Annotated in this window: 14 protein-coding genes; 10 read left to right on the top strand and 4 right to left on the bottom strand. The window is 63.9% G+C overall.

Features of this window, described 5'->3' with window-relative positions:
- Positions 1-299 precede the first annotated feature (299 nt).
- A complete protein-coding gene (locus tag PIN31009_RS26010; protein ID WP_150791989.1) occupies positions 300-1,100 on the bottom strand; it encodes a basic amino acid ABC transporter substrate-binding protein in 801 nt (266 codons plus the stop codon).
- Positions 1,101-1,182: 82 nt separating this feature from the next.
- A complete protein-coding gene (locus PIN31009_RS26005) occupies positions 1,183-1,962 on the bottom strand; it encodes an enoyl-CoA hydratase (RefSeq protein WP_150791988.1) in 780 nt (259 codons plus the stop codon).
- 501 nt (positions 1,963-2,463) lie between these two features.
- Here PIN31009_RS26005 and paaN point away from each other — a divergent pair.
- The 5 genes from paaN (at position 2,464) to paaK (ending at position 8,408) form a co-directional block, all read left to right on the top strand.
- Entirely contained in the window at positions 2,464-4,158 is a 1,695-nt protein-coding gene (paaN, locus tag PIN31009_RS26000) for a phenylacetic acid degradation protein PaaN (RefSeq protein ID WP_150791987.1), read from the top strand.
- Between the two features lie 201 nt (positions 4,159-4,359).
- A complete protein-coding gene (gene pcaF / locus PIN31009_RS25995) occupies positions 4,360-5,562 on the top strand; it encodes a 3-oxoadipyl-CoA thiolase (protein WP_150791986.1) in 1,203 nt (400 codons plus the stop codon).
- 86 nt (positions 5,563-5,648) lie between these two features.
- On the top strand, positions 5,649-6,431 hold the full coding sequence (gene paaG, locus PIN31009_RS25990) for a 2-(1,2-epoxy-1,2-dihydrophenyl)acetyl-CoA isomerase PaaG (protein ID WP_150791985.1): 783 nt from the start codon (positions 5,649-5,651) through the stop codon (positions 6,429-6,431).
- A 136-nt stretch (positions 6,432-6,567) separates the two neighbouring features.
- A complete protein-coding gene (gene paaI / locus PIN31009_RS25985) occupies positions 6,568-7,032 on the top strand; it encodes a hydroxyphenylacetyl-CoA thioesterase PaaI (protein ID WP_140413332.1) in 465 nt (154 codons plus the stop codon).
- Positions 7,033-7,112: 80 nt separating this feature from the next.
- A complete protein-coding gene (gene paaK / locus PIN31009_RS25980) occupies positions 7,113-8,408 on the top strand; it encodes a phenylacetate--CoA ligase PaaK (RefSeq protein ID WP_058376214.1) in 1,296 nt (431 codons plus the stop codon).
- Between the two features lie 127 nt (positions 8,409-8,535).
- Here the strand turns inward: paaK and mltA are convergent, their stop codons facing one another.
- The gene (gene mltA, locus PIN31009_RS25975; protein ID WP_246185862.1) at positions 8,536-9,678 is read right to left on the bottom strand and encodes a murein transglycosylase A; all 1,143 of its coding nucleotides are present in this window, start codon (positions 9,676-9,678) and stop codon (positions 8,536-8,538) included.
- On the opposite strand from mltA, the gene PIN31009_RS28010 reads away from it, so the two are divergent.
- The gene (locus PIN31009_RS28010) at positions 9,677-9,949 is read left to right on the top strand and encodes a hypothetical protein (RefSeq protein ID WP_174996275.1); all 273 of its coding nucleotides are present in this window, start codon (positions 9,677-9,679) and stop codon (positions 9,947-9,949) included. The two genes, mltA and PIN31009_RS28010, sit on opposite strands and share 2 nt — an antisense overlap.
- Before the next feature lie 43 nt (positions 9,950-9,992).
- On the opposite strand, the gene apaG is transcribed toward PIN31009_RS28010, so the two are convergent.
- A complete protein-coding gene (gene apaG, locus PIN31009_RS25970; protein ID WP_058376217.1) occupies positions 9,993-10,367 on the bottom strand; it encodes a Co2+/Mg2+ efflux protein ApaG in 375 nt (124 codons plus the stop codon).
- A gap of 219 nt (positions 10,368-10,586) precedes the next feature.
- Between apaG and rpe the strand changes: the two genes are divergently transcribed.
- From rpe to PIN31009_RS25950, 4 genes are all read left to right on the top strand, one after another.
- Positions 10,587-11,297, top strand: a complete 711-nt coding sequence (rpe, locus tag PIN31009_RS25965; RefSeq protein ID WP_150686568.1) for a ribulose-phosphate 3-epimerase — start codon at positions 10,587-10,589, stop codon at positions 11,295-11,297.
- 10 nt (positions 11,298-11,307) lie between these two features.
- Positions 11,308-12,027, top strand: coding sequence for a phosphoglycolate phosphatase (locus PIN31009_RS25960; RefSeq protein ID WP_150791984.1), 720 nt, complete (start codon positions 11,308-11,310; stop codon positions 12,025-12,027).
- Between the two features lie 442 nt (positions 12,028-12,469).
- Positions 12,470-13,975 carry an anthranilate synthase component I gene (gene trpE, locus PIN31009_RS25955; RefSeq protein WP_058376220.1) on the top strand — a complete coding sequence of 502 codons (1,506 nt, stop codon included), beginning with the start codon at positions 12,470-12,472 and terminating at the stop codon, positions 13,973-13,975.
- Between the two features lie 233 nt (positions 13,976-14,208).
- Positions 14,209-15,810 (top strand): efflux transporter outer membrane subunit, encoded by a 1,602-nt coding sequence (locus PIN31009_RS25950; RefSeq protein ID WP_150791983.1) that lies wholly within the window; start codon positions 14,209-14,211, stop codon positions 15,808-15,810.
- Positions 15,811-15,815: the final 5 nt, after the last annotated feature.

The following is a 15,815-nucleotide window of genomic DNA, read 5'->3' as shown; positions in this document are numbered from 1 at the left end:
TGCATCAGCAGCAGAGAAGTGAGATTATGTCGCAGCTTCTCGTCGTCGTCAACAGTTTTTTTCGCTTCTTTTCGCTCATCGCCGTAGCGACTCACAAGCTCTAAAACCACTAACCACCGGGCTTTCCAGCCCGTCGCATCTTCCTGCTTCGCCGCTTTCGCTGCGTCGCTGTCGTTGCGAGAGACGGAATATTAGTGAAAACCCCGAACGCTGGCAAGCACTTTGTGAAAATAATTTGAAAAGCCATGAAAAAGCCCCGTCACGACGGGGCTTTTTCCTTATTCCATGCACCTGAGCCGTTACTTTTTACCGAAGTAACGCTGATAGATGGCGTCGTACGTACCGTCGGCCTTGACCGCCTCGATCCCCTTATTGATCTTCGCGAGCAACTCGGCATCGCCCTTGCGCACGGCAATCCCGTAATACTCCTTCGGGAAGTTGCTGTCCGCCACGGTGCGCAGGCTGGCGTTGGGATTGTTCGCGATGAAGTTCACCACGACGCCGTTATCGGCCACCACCGCATCGACACCGCCAGCTTCCAGTTCCTTCATGGCGAGCGGCGTGCCTTCAAAGCGCTTAACCGCCGGGTTGTTCTTGCCCATCAGCTTCTGGACGACTTCATCGCCCGTCGTGGCCGTCTGCACCCCCACCTTGAGCGACTTCAGATCGTCAAAACTCTTCACGCTCGAGTTGGCCGGCACGGCAATCAATTGCGACGCTTCGAAATAAGGCGTCGAGAAGTCCATTTGCTTGCGGCGCTCATCGGTAATCGTGATCGCCGAGATCAGGATGTCGCGATCGCCCTGCACCAATGAATTGAAAATGCCCTCGAACGGCGTGTTGATGAAACGCACCGCAATACCCGCCTTGTCGGCGACGGCCTTCATCACATCGATATCGAAGCCGGCGATCTGCCGGGTGTCGGTCTCATATTCGAACGGCGCATAGGCGGCGTCCGAACCCACGACGTAGACAGGCTGGGAGCCATCCGGCCCGACCGAGCGGCCGGCAGCCGTTTCTTCTTTCTTCCCGCAGGCACCCAACAACAGCCCGGAAGACACTACCAGGGCCAGCGCAAATGCACGTCGCTTCATCGACATCGTCTCGTCCTTGCTGAAAAAACCGGCAGCCTAACATACGACGGCCTCCAAAAAGGAGGCCGTCCCAGTTTCTCACTCAGTTTCAGCGATGCTTGAAAACCGGCTTACGTTTTTCAACAAACGCCGCCATGCCTTCCTTCTGATCTTCAAGCGCAAACAGCGAATGGAACAGACGGCGCTCGAATTGCACGCCTTCATCCAACGTCGATTCGAAAGCGCGATTCACCGCTTCCTTGGCTGCCATCACCACCGGCAGCGAGTATTCGCAAATCGTATTGGCCGCGCCCAGCGCTTCATCGAGCAGCGTCGCGACCGGCACCACGCGCGACACCAGCCCGGCACGTTCTGCTTCGGCGGCGTCCATGAAGCGCGCCGTCAGGCACATGTCCATGGCCTTCGCCTTCGACACGGCGCGCGTCAGGCGCTGCGTGCCGCCTGCGCCCGGGATCACGCCGAGCTTGATTTCCGGCTGGCCGAACTTGGCGTTGTCCGCGGCGATGATGAAATCGCACATCATGGCCAACTCACACCCGCCGCCCAGCGCAAAACCCGAGACCGCCGCGATCACCGGCTTACGGATGCGGCGCACCGTCTCCCAATTACGCGTGATGTAGTCGCCCTTGAAGACATCGGCGAAGGTGTACTTCGACATCATGCCGATGTCGGCGCCTGCCGCGAAAGCCTTCTCGCTGCCGGTGATCACCATGCAGCCGATCGCCTCATCGGCGTCGAACGCCGTCAGCGCGGCGCCCAGTCCGTCCATCAGCGCGTCGTTCAGCGCGTTGAGGGCCTTCGGGCGGTTCAGCGTGATCAGACCGACGCGGCCACGCGTCTCCACCAGAATGTTCTCGTACGTCGTCATCCTCTTGTTCCTCCAGTCAAAGTCTCGTCTTGTGATTCAGGGGCTGGCACCTGCGCGACGCTCATGACAGCAGCGTCAGCGCAGCCGCCGGAAACAGCCGTAAGGCATAAGGCGATGGGCGCGCTGCCGGTTCGCAGCAGCACGGCGGCGCGGGCGGCAGACCACGGATTGCGGCCGGCCGGGCGTCGACTGTAGTGGATAGGCATGATGCCATCGTTCCCCCGCCCACGCACCTCCCGTTCCGCCATGCAAACGGCCCGCCGGAGCCCGCCCCGCCGCCCATCCGGGTCGCCGAAAAATTCGGGGAAAACCCGGCGTCATGACCTGCCACGCCCGAAAGATTTGATGCTATATTAACAAACCAACCGGTCGGTCAATTAATGTTGACGACGACCGAATGACAGCATGCCGTCTCCGCCGCCCGCAGGTCCTCGCTCGCGAGGGGGTGCGGGCAGACAGCGAACCCGCCAGCCGCACTCCGATACGGATAGACCCGCCACCATGACCCATCCCCTCTTCGCCAAACACCAAGAGACCCTTGAGCGCGCCCTTCAGGCCATCGCCACGCGTGGTTACTGGAGTCCGTTTACCGAAATGCCGAGCCCGCGCGCCTATGGCGAGACGGCCGCCGCCGACGGTGAAGCCGCCTTCAAGCAATATCTGAACGCTGCCTTCCCGCTCGAACAGCGCGGCAGCACCGGCAGCGCCGGTCAGGAAGCGTCGCCGTTCGGCTTCGCGCTCGGCACGACCTACCCCGGTTTCGAGATCGACACCCTGCTCGCCCGCGTGAGCGAAGCGCACAAGACGTACCGCGCCGCCACCCCGGACGCCTGGGTCGGTGTGTCGCTCGAAATTCTCAAGCGCCTGAACGCGCGCAGCTTCGAAATGGCCAACGCCGTGATGCACACGACCGGTCAGGCTTTCATGATGGCGTTTCAGGCCGGCGGTCCGCACGCACAAGATCGTGGCCTCGAAGCCGTGGCCTACGCATGGGACGAACTGCGCCGCATCCCCGCCGACGCCTACTGGGAAAAGCCGCAAGGCAAGAACCCGCCGCTCGCGATGGAAAAGCGCTACACCGTCGTGCCGCGTGGCGTCGCGCTGGTGCTCGGCTGCTGCACGTTCCCGACGTGGAACGGCTACCCCGGCCTGTTCGCCAGCCTCGCCACCGGCAACGCCGTGATCGTCAAGCCGCACCCGGGCGCGATTCTGCCGCTCGCAATCACCGTGAAGATCGCCCGTGAGGTGCTCGCCGAAGCCGGCTTCGATCCGGATGTGGTGACGCTTGCCGCGACCAACCCGAACGACGGCGAAATCGTCCAGCAACTGGCCAAGCGCGGCGAAGTGCGTGTGATCGACTTCACCGGCAGCACGGCCAACGGCGACTGGCTCGAAACCAACGCCCGTCAGGCGCAGGTCTACACCGAGAAGGCCGGTGTGAACCAGATCGTGATCGACTCGGCCGACGACCTCAAGGGCGTGGCGCGCAACATCGGTTTCTCGCTCGCCCTGTACTCGGGCCAGATGTGCACGGCACCGCAGAACATCTACATCCCGCGCGACGGCATCCAGACGGCAGAAGGCAAGGTGTCGTTCGACGACGTCGTCGCTGCCATTGCCGGCAGCGTGCAAAAGACGTGCAGCGACCCGGCCAAGGCCGTCGAACTGCTCGGCGCCATTCAGAACGAAGGCGTGCTCGCCCGTATCGACGAAGCCCGCAAGGTCGGCCGCGTCGTACTCGACAGTCAGACGCTGCAACACCCGGCCTTCGCCGACGCCCGCGTGCGCACGCCGCTGATCGTGGCGCTCGATGTGGCCGACGACGCCGTCTACACGCGTGAATGGTTCGGCCCGATCGCCTTCGTGATCGCCGTGGACAGCGGCAAGCAAGCCTTCGAACTGGCCGGCCGCATCGCCGCCGAACATGGCGCCCTGACGCTGTCGGCTTACACGACGTCTGCCGAAGGGGAAGCGCAGGCGCTCGACGCCGCCATCGAAGGCCGCGTGGCCCTGTCGCTGAATCTGACCGGCGGTGTGTTCGTGAACCAGTCGGCGGCGTACTCGGACTACCACGGCACGGGCGGCAACCCGGCCGCCAACGCCAGCCTCGCCGACGCCGCCTTCGTGGCCAATCGCTTCCGTGTCGTGCAGAGCCGTCACCACGTGCCGGCCAAGTCCGACGCGGGCGCCGCCTAAGACGGTCAGACGACACCCGAGCGACACAGCACCCTTATATATAGAGAGAGCGCGAACGCGCGCACCGGCAGCGGGAAGTCACTACCATAGTGACTCCTCGCGGGACGGTGATACCGGTGGTACGGGTGGCATGCGAGGCACGCATCGCCCGACTCCACCGCACCGCGCGAACCCCGCCTTCCAAGACAGGAACGAGACATCATGACCGAAGCCTTTATCTGCGACGCGATCCGCACTCCCATCGGCCGTTACGGCGGTGCCCTGAAGGACGTTCGCGCCGACAACCTCGGTGCCATTCCCCTCAAGGCGCTCATGGCGCGCAATCCGAACGTAGACTGGCGCGCGATCGATGACGTGATCTACGGCTGCGCGAATCAGGCCGGTGAAGACAACCGCAACGTCGCCCGCATGGCTGCGCTGCTGGCCGAGCTACCGATCGACGTACCGGGCGCCACGCTCAACCGTCTGTGCGGCTCGGGCATGGATGCCATCGGCAGCGCCGCGCGCGCCATCAAGGCGGGTGAAGCCGGCCTGATGATCGCAGGCGGTGTCGAGTCGATGACCCGCGCCCCGTTCGTGATGGGCAAGGCCGACAGCGCATTTGCGCGTCAGGCCGCCATCTTCGACACGACCATCGGCTGGCGTTTCATCAATCCGCTGATGAAGGCGCAATACGGCGTGGACTCGATGCCGGAGACGGCCGAGAACGTCGCCGACGATTTCAAGATCAGCCGCGCCGATCAAGATCTGTTCGCCCTGCGCAGTCAGGAAAAGGCCGCTCGCGCGCAAGCCGACGGCACGCTGGCTCAGGAAATCACGCCGGTCTCGATCGCCCAGAAGAAGGGTGACCCGATCGTCGTCGAACACGACGAGCACCCGCGCGCGACCAGCCTCGAATCGCTGGCCAAGCTCAAGGGCGTTGTGCGCCCGGACGGCTCGGTGACCGCAGGCAATGCCTCGGGCGTGAACGACGGTGCATGCGCCCTGCTGCTGGCCAGCGAAAGCGCCGCCAAGCTGCATGGCCTGACGCCGCGCGCTCGCGTGCTGGGGATGGCCACGGCGGGTGTGGCACCGCGCATCATGGGCATCGGCCCGGCGCCGGCGACCCTCAAGCTGCTCAAGCAACTCGGCATGACGCTCGACCAGTTCGACGTGATCGAACTGAACGAAGCCTTCGCGAGCCAAGGGCTGGCGGTGCTGCGCCAACTCGGCATTGCCGACGACGATGCCCGCGTGAACCCGAACGGCGGCGCCATTGCACTGGGCCATCCGCTCGGCGCTTCGGGCGCCCGTCTGGTGACGACCGCGATGTATCAACTGCACCGCACCGGTGGCCGCTTCGCGCTGTGCACGATGTGCATCGGCGTGGGTCAGGGCATCGCCATCGCTATTGAGCGTGTCTGATCGCACTTGAGTCCATTGGCGCGCGTGGTCATATCCACTGACGACATGATCACGCGCCTGCACGAGACACCCGGAGGAAGCCCCCGATGACTGCCACGATTCAACTGACGCTGGAAGCCAACGTCGCCACGATCACGCTCAACCGCCCGGAGAAGCTCAACAGCTTCACGCGGCAGATGCATGCCGAACTTCGCGAAGCCCTCGACGCCGCACAGGCACAAGGCGCGCGCGCCATTGTGCTGACCGGTGCCGGGCGCGGTTTCTGCGCGGGACAAGATCTGGCGGATCTCGACTTCACGCTGGGCGCCTCGACCGATCTGGGCGCGCTGATCGACGAGAACTTCAACCCGCTGGTGCGCAAACTGCGCGCGATGCCGATGCCGGTGATTGCCGCCGTGAACGGTATTGCTGCGGGCGCGGGCGCCAATCTGGCGCTGGCTTGCGACATCGTGCTCGCCGCCAGTTCGGCGAATTTCCTGCAAGCGTTCGTGAAGATCGGCCTGCTGCCTGACACGGGCGGTACGTGGTTCCTGCCGCAACGCATCGGCATGGCACGGGCGATGGCGTTGGCGATGCTCGGCGACAAGCTCTCGGCTGAACAAGCCGCCGAGTGGGGTCTGATCTGGCGCTGCGTCGACGACGACGCGCTGACGGCCGAAGCCAACAAGCTCGCCACGAATCTCGCGACGCAACCGACGCGCGCGCTCGCCACCATCAAGGAAGCGCTTTACGCGTCGGCCACCAACACGCTCGACCAGCAGCTCGATCTCGAGCGCGATGGCCAGCGTGCACTGGGCGCGTCGTACGACTATGCCGAAGGCGTGAACGCATTCCTCGAAAAGCGCGCGCCGAAGTTCGAAGGCCGTTAATTTTTCAGTACCGAAATAGCATTCGAAGAAAAAGCAGCGACGCACACGAACCGCCAAAACCACACGCGCCGCGCGAGAGACCAGACCATAAGAAGACTTAACAAGACTTCATAAGACTGACGAGACGAGAGACACCATGAGCCTGACCGCCCCCGCAGGAAACGCCGCATCCCCGGAAACCCTGTCGCCCGAAGCCTTGGCCCGCGCCACCGGCGAAGCGATGTACAGCACCGACCGCGCCAGCCAGTGGCTCGGCATGGAGTTGCAGGAAGTGCGCCCGGGCTACGCGCGCATGACGATGCGCGTGCGCGACGAATTCCTCAACGGTCACGCGATCTGCCACGGTGGCCTGATGTTCACGCTGGCCGACTCGACCTTCGCGTTCGCCTGCAACAGCTACAACATCAACACGGTCGCGGCCGGTTGCAGCATCGAATTCCTGAAGCCGGTGTCCGGCGGTGACACGCTCACGGCCGAAGCGCAGGAACAACTGCTGTCGGGCCGTCACGGCATCTACGACATTCGCGTGACCAACTCGGCCGGCGAAGTCGTGGCGATGTTCCGCGGCAAGTCCGCCCAGATCAAGGGCAGCGTCATCTGACGCCGTCTGGCAGTGCGCGGGCCGGTGCTCGCGAGCAAAACAAACAGTATGTGTAAGACGTAAGCCCCAAGGAGACAGACATGACCACCGCCTTGCCGCTCGATCCGATCGAGAAAGCGAGCCTCGACGAACTGCGCGCCCTTCAGCTCCAACGCCTGAAGACCACGCTGCGGCATGCCTATGAGAACTCGCCGGTGTACCGGCGCAAGTTCGACGAGGCCGGCGTCCATCCGGATGATCTGAACACGCTGGCCGATCTGGCCAAGTTCCCGTTCACGACCAAGAAGGATCTGCGCGACAGCTATCCGTTCGGCATGTTTGCCGTGCCGATGGAACAGGTCTCGCGCATTCACGCCTCGTCGGGCACGACGGGCAAGCCGACGGTGGTCGGTTACACGGCCAACGACATCAGCACGTGGGCCGATCTGGTGGCGCGCTCGATTCGCGCCTCGGGCGCACGTCGCGGCGACAAGGTGCACGTGAGCTACGGCTACGGCCTGTTCACGGGCGGTCTCGGTGCCCACTACGGCGCCGAGCGCGCCGGCCTGACGGTGATTCCGTTCGGCGGCGGCCAGACCGAGAAGCAGGTGCAACTGATTCAGGACTTCAAGCCCGACATCATCATGGTCACGCCGAGCTACATGCTCGCGATTGCCGACGAGCTCGAGCGTCAGGGCATGGCGGCCTCTGAGTCGTCGCTGCGCATTGGTATCTTCGGCGCCGAGCCGTGGACCAACGACATGCGTCTGGCGATCGAGAAGCGCATGGGCATCGATGCGGTCGACATCTACGGTTTGTCGGAAGTGATGGGGCCGGGTGTGGCGTGCGAATGCGCCGAAACCAAGGACGGCCCGACGATCTGGGAAGACCACTTCTTCCCCGAAATCATCGATCCGGAAACCGGCGAAGTGGTGCCCGACGGCGAGTTCGGCGAACTGGTGTTCACGTCGCTCACGAAGGAAGCGCTGCCGATCATCCGCTACCGCACGCGCGATCTGACGCGTCTGCTGCCGGGTACGGCACGCACGATGCGCCGCATGGAGAAGATCACCGGCCGCTCGGACGACATGATGATCATCCGTGGCGTGAACGTCTTCCCGTCGCAGATCGAAGAGTTGCTGCTGCGCCAGCCGGTGCTCTCGCCGCACTATCAGATCGTGCTGGACAAGGAAGGCCCAATGGACACGATGGAAGTGGACGTCGAAGCCGCCGTGGGCTGCCATGACGACGCGGCACTGAAGTCGGCGGGCAGCGAGCTCAAGCGCGACATCAAGACGCTGATCGGCGTGTCGTGCGCCGTGCGCGTGCGTCCGGTGGGCGGCATCGAGCGCTCGGTCGGCAAGGCACGCCGGGTGGTGGATAAGCGTCCGCGTTGAGCGGCGCGTTCCTCGCCAGTCGTTACAAAAAAAGCCCGCGAAACTCGCGGGCTTTTTTCATTGCGCTTTTTTCATTGCGCTTTCTTCATTGCGCATTTTTCACTGCGCATTTCTCACTGCGCATTTCTCACTGATTCGGCAGAAACACCCACATGCGGCCACTCTGCCGCATACGGCCGGCCAGATCGCCGGCGTCGTCGCCCAGCCCCCAGAAGAAGTCGGCGCGCACGCCGCCCTTGATGGCACTGCCGGTGTCCTGCGCGAACATCAGGCGGTTGATCGGCGCGTTGGCCTGCGGCCCGAACGGCGGACGGGTGGTCGAGAGAAACACCGGGCTGCCCAGCGGAATCGACGCGGGGTCGACGGCAATCGAGCGCTCGGCGGTCAGCGGCACGCCCAACGCACCAACCGGCCCTTCGATACCGCCCACGCCGTGATTCGGCATTTCGCGGAAAAACACGAAGCGCGGGTTCACGTCGAGCAACGCATCGACACGCGACGGATTGGCGCGCGCCCAAGCACGAATGCCCTGCATGGTCGCTTGTGCCGCGGTGATCTCGCCGCGATCGATCAGCCAGCGGCCGATCGACTTGTACGGCTGATCGTTGTTGCCGCCGTAGCCCACACGCATGACCGTGCCATCGTCGAGCAGCACCTGACCGGAGCCCTGCACTTGCAGGAAGAACGCTTCGATGGGGTCGTCGACATAGACCAACTCGTTGCCGCGCAGGATGCCGCTGCGGTTAAGCTCGGCGCGTGCGGGCAGCGAGCCCACCTTGCGCCCGGCCGGCCAGCGGTAGAGCGGTGTCTGATAGATGCCGTTGCGCACGCGCGAACCATGCAGCAGCGGTTCGTAATAGCCGGTGATCAGGCCCGACTGCGTGCCATCGGAGTTGGCAATGCGAAACGGCGTAAAGTATTGCTCGAAGAACTGACGCACCGAGGCCGGGTCCAGATCGTCGAGATGCTCGGCGGCGCGGCAGGCCGGCTGCCACGTGCTCTGCCGGCCCAGCTTGACGCAGGTTTGCGCAAGCGCGAGCCGCGCGCCGATCAGCGAATCGTCCTGCCAGCCGTCGACTTGCGACCACGACACGGCCTGCATGCGGCCAGCCCCGGTCGGTGGCGAAGGCACGTTCGACGGCGGTGTGCCTGGACGATAGGCGTCCTTCGGCGGCACACTCGAACATCCGTACAGCAATGCAGCAAACGCGGCGATCGCCAGGCCCCGGCCGGCACGCCACCGCCCGAACACATTCAGGGAAAGCATCATGGGTAATTTGTTCGATGAATATCCGGCCTTGCTGGTCTTGCCGGAAGTCTTGCTGGCGATCGTGATCGTCGCCGCGATTGTTGTGATGCGCCGCAGGCCCTCGCCCACGCGCCGGGTGCGCCAGATGCGGGAAGCGCCGGCGCGGCCGATCCGACCGATGCCGAGCGATACGGTCGACGGCATCGATGCCGGTGACCCAGCGGACCGCGCGTCGACCAAGCCGCTGGACGACCCGCTCAAACGCGAAGACTGGTCCGACGACCGCCGCTGATCAGCCTCCTTCCCTGCGTTCCCCGCCTCGCTCATGCCGCCCCTCAATGCAGGGTGCGCGGCATGGTGAGCGCAAATTCGGCGATCGGCGCTTCAAAGCGCGTGCCGTCCTCGGCTACGCAGAAATATTCGCCGCGCATGGTGCCGACCGGCGTGCCGACCATGGCCCAGCTCGTGTATTCGAACTGTTCGCCCGGTTGCAGGAACGGTTGATGCCCAACCACGCCCAGTCCGTTGACTTCCTGCACCTTGTTGTCGCCGTCGGTGATAACCCAATGGCGCGAAATCAATTGCGCAGGCACTTCCCCGCTGTTGCGAATCGTGATCGTGTAGGCAAAGGCAAATTGCCGGCGATCCGGTTCCGACTGCTCGGGCAAGTATTGCGGGCGCACCGTGACGGTAAATTCATACTGGCTCATCGGGTGTTCCTATTGCGCATACGTGCGGTATTTGGGTCTGTCTGGTCACGCTGGCGGCGCCGATACCCTCGATTCGGGCACCCGCCGCGCGTCCAGCGCGTGTCGTCTTGATTTGCAAGGCATTCTGCGGCAAGTCGTCGCACGGGGCAACCGGCTTTCAGACAGGCGTCAGGCGAAAGCTTTAAAATAGCGCTTTTGACGCTCCAGCCCCATCACGCCATGACGCAATTCTGCATCGCCCCCAGCATCCTGTCCGCCGACTTTGCCCGGCTGGGCGAAGAAGTCCGTAACGTCGTGGCCGCCGGTGCCGACTGGATTCACTTCGACGTGATGGACAACCATTACGTTCCCAACCTGACCATCGGCCCGCTGGTCTGCGAAGCCATCCGCCCCCACGTGGACGTGCCCATCGACGTGCACCTGATGGTACGCCCGGTTGACCGCATCGTGCCGGACTTCGCCAAGGCCGGCGCCAATCTGATCACGTTCCACCCGGAAGCCTCGGAACACATCGACCGCACGCTGGGCCTGATTCGCGACAACGGCTGCAAGGCCGGCCTGGTGTTCAACCCGGGCACGCCGCTGAATTACCTCGATCACGTGATGGACCGCCTCGACATGATCCTCATCATGTCGGTCAATCCGGGCTTCGGCGGCCAGTCGTTCATTCCCGAAGCGCTCAACAAGCTGCGCGCGGTGCGTGCCCGTATCGACGCCTACACCGCCGAGACCGGCCGTGAAATCCGTCTGGAAATCGACGGCGGCGTGAAAGTGGACAACATTGCCGAGATCGCCGCGGCCGGTGCCGACACGTTCGTGGCCGGTTCGGCCATTTTCGGCAAGCCCGACTACAAGGCGGTAATCGACCAGATGCGCGCGGAACTGGCCAGCGTGGCGAACGCCGCGAAAGCTACCCCCGCCACGAAGTAAGGCCGACACCATGTCCCTCCCCCCGAACGATATTCATCTGGACGGCATCCGCGCGGTGCTGATCGACCTCGACGGCACCCTCGTCGACACTGCCGGCGACTTCGGCGTTGCACTGAACGCCATGCTGGCCGACTTGGGGGCTGCCCCCGTGCCGGCCGAGCGCCTGATGACGTTCGTGGGCAAGGGCACGGCCAATCTGGTGCGCAAGACGCTCGCCGAGCGCTTCTCGGAGACCGAGATCGACGCCCACTTCAGCCGCGCCCAAGACACGTACGAAGCCGTCTACACGTCGATCAACGGCGAGAACACGGCGCTCTACCCGGAAGTACGCGAGGGTCTGGCCGCATTGCGCGCTGCCGGTTTGCCGGTGGCCTGCATCACCAACAAGCAGCATCGCTTCGCCATCGGCCTGCTCGAGCACTACGGCCTGCTCGACCAATTCGATCTCGTCTACGGCGGCGATTCGTGGCCCAAGCGCAAACCCGACCCGATGCCGCTCGTGAAAGCCTGCGAAGCGTTCGGGGTGGCACCGGCACAGGCGGTGCTCGTCGGCGACTCGGGCAACGACGCTCAGGCGGCGCGCGCAGCGGGCTGCCGGTCGCTCACGGTGCCGTACGGCTACAACCATGGCGAATCTATACAAACGATTGACACCGATGGTATAGTCGGCTCAATTCTGGGCGCTGCCCGGGCCATCGTGCCCAAGGCGACGCCCTCACTGGCTGGCTGAAACCCTTCAGCGCATTGCCAACTTCCACACTGCATTCAAACGCATGTTCCTGAACAAGAAACGGAGTCTGAGCGTGATCGACCGGGGGGCCTGGCCCTGGCGACGCTGGTCCTGCTAAACCCTTCTCACAGGGTGGCCGGGACCGCTGGAGCTCGTCTTCAGCAACCCGTTTCTTGCATCGTTGTTGTTCCCAAGATTTGCTGCACTCACGCGCCGTTTTGCACGGCGCGCGTCTTCGTCAAGACACGATTCTGTCGTCGCACCGCCGTACGCTTGCGCGTATTGACGGTGCGCGCGCAGACCGGCAGGCGACGAGGAGTGCACGAGCGATGCAGTTCGACCGCAGGTCGGCCTCCCCGAAATACCTTTCAGGTTTTCTTAACGCCAATCCACGCCGAATCTGCGGGACCACCCGCCGGCAAACTTGCAGGCAGAGTGCACCATGACCGAACTCGAATTCAAATCGCTGGCCAACGAAGGCTATAACCGCATTCCCCTGATCGCCGAAGCCTTCGCCGATCTCGACACGCCCCTCTCGCTCTATCTCAAGCTGGCCTTGGGCGACCGGCGCGGTGCGAACACCTTCCTGCTCGAATCGGTCGTCGGCGGCGAGCGCTTCGGCCGCTACTCGTTCATCGGCCTGTCGGCCCACACGCTGCTGCGCAGCTTCGGCCCCAAGACCGAAGTCGTGCGCGACGGCGTCGTCGTCGAAACACACGAGGGCGACCCGCTCGAGTTCATCACCCAGTTTCAGGCGCGCTTCAAAGTCGCGCTGCGCCCGGGCATGCCGCGCTTTGCCGGTGGTCTCGCCGGTTACTTCGGCTACGACGCCGTGCGCTACATCGAGAAGAAGCTCGCGCACACCACGCCGCGCGACGACCTGAACCTGCCCGACATCCAGTTGCTGCTCACGGAAGAACTCGCCGTGATCGACAACCTCACCGGCAAGCTCTATCTCATCATCTACGCCGACCCGACGCAGCCCGAAGCCTATTCGAAGGCGCGCCTGCGACTGCGCGATCTGCGCGCCCGCCTGAAGGCGCCCGTCGACGCGCCGGTCACCTCCGGCAGCGTGCGCACCGAAACCTTCCGTGAATTCGCCAAGCCCGACTATCTGGCCGCCGTCGCGAAGGCCAAGGAAGCCATCGCAGCCGGTGAGCTGATGCAGGTGCAGGTTGGCCAGCGCCTGATCAAGCCGTATCGCGACTCGCCGCTCTCGCTGTATCGCGCCCTGCGCTCGCTCAACCCGTCGCCGTACATGTACTTCTACAATTTCGGCGACTTTCAGGTGGTCGGCGCGTCGCCCGAGATCCTCGTGCGTCAGGAGCGTCGTCAAACGCCGGACGGCGTGCATGAAATCGTGACGATCCGCCCGCTCGCCGGCACCCGCCCGCGTGGCGCCACGCCCGAGCGCGATGCGGAACTCGCTACCGAATTGCTTGGCGATCCGAAGGAAATTGCCGAACATGTCATGCTCATCGATCTGGCGCGCAACGACGTGGGCCGTATCGCGCAAACCGGTACGGTAGAAGTCACCGACAAGATGATCATCGAGAAGTACTCGCACGTGCAGCACATCGTGAGCTCGGTCGAAGGCCGCCTGCAAGACGGCTTGTCGAACATCGACGTGTTGCGCGCCACCTTCCCGGCAGGCACGCTCACCGGCGCACCGAAGGTTCGCGCCATGGAGTTGATCGACGAACTCGAACCCGTCAAGCGCGGCCTGTACGGCGGCGCCGTGGGCTACCTGTCGTTCGGCGGCGAGATGGACGTGGCGATCGCCATTCGCACGGGCATCGTGAAGGACGGCAACCTCTATGTGCAAGCCGCTGCCGGTATCGTTGCCGACTCGGTCCCCGAATCGGAATGGCAAGAGACGGAGAACAAGGCACGCGCCGTGTTGCGCGCTGCCGAGCAGGTGCAGGACGGACTCGACGCCGAGTACTGATCCGCACGGCGTTGCACCAAAGTGAAGCCGGTTGCTGTTTGAAACGCGAGCGCTTTACTTATATTTCATAGGCATAAGCGCTGAAATAAGCAGGGCTCCGAATCGATCCTCTACTCGATTCGGGGCCCTTGTTGATTTAGCACAACCGTTCGCTTTTTTTCGGCCACTTTGGTATACGCCGATTGACGTCACCACGCTATAGTTGGCATGTCCTTCGGGAGGCCGAAACATCTATGGCGAAACCATGCAATTCACGTAGGCGTTCGGGCGTTGCGAATACCCTCGCGACGTCTGCCAAAGCCGCACTTATCGTGACCGCACTCAGCACACTGAGCGCGTGTATTTCGATGGCGCCGACCTACGAGCGCCCCGCGGCGCCGATCGCAGGCGCTTGGGCGCCCGATGCACCCACAGCACCGACGGCATCCACCTCACCCGCAACCGCTGCATCGCAACCCGCCGCCACGTTGAGCTGGGGCGAGTACTTTGCCGATCCGCAGTTACGCAGTCTCATCGAAACCGCGCTGGCCAATAACCGCGACTTGCGCGTGGCGCTCTCGCGTGTCGAGCAGGCGCGTGCGGTGTACGGCATTCAACGCGCCGATTTGTTTCCGTCACTGGGCGTGGGCGCGAGTGAAACCCGTCAGCGTCTGCCCGGCGATCTGAGCCTCACCGGCAACCCGTATATCAGCAGTCAATATCAGGTCGGACTGGGCCTCGCCTCATGGGAGCTCGACTTCTGGGGCCGCATTCGCAATCTGAAAGATGCCGCGCTGGATGACTATCTGGCGTCCGACGCCTCCCGCCGCGCGCTCGAACTGAGCCTGATCACGCAAGTTGCCCAGACGTGGCTGAGCCTGCGCGAATACGACGAGCGCCTTACGCTGGCACAGCAAACCGTCGACAGCCGCGCCGAGTCGTTGCGCATCTTCACGCGCCGCGAGCAAGTCGGTTCTACGTCGAAGCTCGATCTGACCGAAGTCACCACGTTGTGGCAACAAGCGCGCGCTCTGGTCACGCAGCTTGAACAACAGCGTGCCGTGCAGGCGCATGCCTTGCAGGTCTTAGTGGGCGCGCCCATCGATACCTCACCGCGCGCCCTCGACCGTACGGTCGACGATGCCGCGCTGATGCGCGATCTCGAACCCGGCCTGCCGTCGGCGTTGCTCGAAGACCGCCCCGACATCATCGCCGCCGAATATCAACTGCGCGCCGCGCACGCGAACATCGGTGCCGCGCGTGCCGCGTTCTTCCCGCAGATCACGCTCACCGGATCGGTAGGCACGGCCAGCAGCGCACTCGACGGCCTGTTCAAGGCCGGCAGTGCCGCGTGGGCATTTACACCGAGCATCAATATCCCGATCTTTCAGGGCGGGCGTCTCGTGAACAATCTCGATCTGGCCGAAGCACGGCGCGTGGAATCGGTCGCGAACTACGAGAAGACGATTCAGGGCGCATTTCGCGATGTGGCCGACGCACTGAGCGCGCGTCACTGGCTCGCCCAGCAGGTGACGATTCTGCAAGCGACGCAGGACGCGCAAGCCGAGCGCGCTCGTTTGGCCAAATTGCGTTACGACCACGGCGCCGCAGCCTTCCTCGAAGTGCTCGACGCCCAGCGCGATTTACTCGCTATCGAACAACAGACGGTGCAGACGCGCCGCGCGCTGCTCTCGGCGCGCGTCTCGCTCTACTCGGCGCTTGGCGGCGGCAGCCGCCTGATGCCCGCGGCCGACGCGCCCGGTGGTCCGTTCGCACGCACGCCACGTGTGATCGTGCCCTCGACGCAAAGCGTCTCCGGCACGGCGGCCACAGCCCCTGCGCAGCCCGTCCAATAATCAAG

Origin of the sequence: Pandoraea iniqua, assembly GCF_902459685.1 — a bacterium.
Classification (GTDB): domain Bacteria; phylum Pseudomonadota; class Gammaproteobacteria; order Burkholderiales; family Burkholderiaceae; genus Pandoraea; species Pandoraea iniqua.
Note: the sequence above shows the minus strand (reverse complement) of the source record. Positions and strands in the feature narration are given on the sequence as shown.

Excerpts from the sequence above, each read along its gene's own strand:
- PIN31009_RS26010 (WP_150791989.1), bottom strand. The coding sequence starts at position 1,100 with ATGTCGATGAAGCGACGTGCATTTGCGCTGGCCCTGGTAGTGTCTTCC.
- rpe (WP_150686568.1), top strand. The coding sequence starts at position 10,587 with ATGACGCAATTCTGCATCGCCCCCAGCATCCTGTCCGCCGACTTTGCC.
- PIN31009_RS25960 (WP_150791984.1), top strand. The coding sequence starts at position 11,308 with ATGTCCCTCCCCCCGAACGATATTCATCTGGACGGCATCCGCGCGGTG.
- paaI (WP_140413332.1), top strand. The coding sequence starts at position 6,568 with ATGAGCCTGACCGCCCCCGCAGGAAACGCCGCATCCCCGGAAACCCTG.
- trpE (WP_058376220.1), top strand. The coding sequence starts at position 12,470 with ATGACCGAACTCGAATTCAAATCGCTGGCCAACGAAGGCTATAACCGC.
- PIN31009_RS25950 (WP_150791983.1), top strand. The coding sequence starts at position 14,209 with ATGGCGAAACCATGCAATTCACGTAGGCGTTCGGGCGTTGCGAATACC.
- mltA (WP_246185862.1), bottom strand. The coding sequence starts at position 9,678 with ATGATGCTTTCCCTGAATGTGTTCGGGCGGTGGCGTGCCGGCCGGGGC.
- PIN31009_RS28010 (WP_174996275.1), top strand. The coding sequence starts at position 9,677 with ATGGGTAATTTGTTCGATGAATATCCGGCCTTGCTGGTCTTGCCGGAA.
- PIN31009_RS26005 (WP_150791988.1), bottom strand. The coding sequence starts at position 1,962 with ATGACGACGTACGAGAACATTCTGGTGGAGACGCGTGGCCGCGTCGGT.
- pcaF (WP_150791986.1), top strand. The coding sequence starts at position 4,360 with ATGACCGAAGCCTTTATCTGCGACGCGATCCGCACTCCCATCGGCCGT.
- apaG (WP_058376217.1), bottom strand. The coding sequence starts at position 10,367 with ATGAGCCAGTATGAATTTACCGTCACGGTGCGCCCGCAATACTTGCCC.
- paaK (WP_058376214.1), top strand. The coding sequence starts at position 7,113 with ATGACCACCGCCTTGCCGCTCGATCCGATCGAGAAAGCGAGCCTCGAC.
- paaN (WP_150791987.1), top strand. The coding sequence starts at position 2,464 with ATGACCCATCCCCTCTTCGCCAAACACCAAGAGACCCTTGAGCGCGCC.
- paaG (WP_150791985.1), top strand. The coding sequence starts at position 5,649 with ATGACTGCCACGATTCAACTGACGCTGGAAGCCAACGTCGCCACGATC.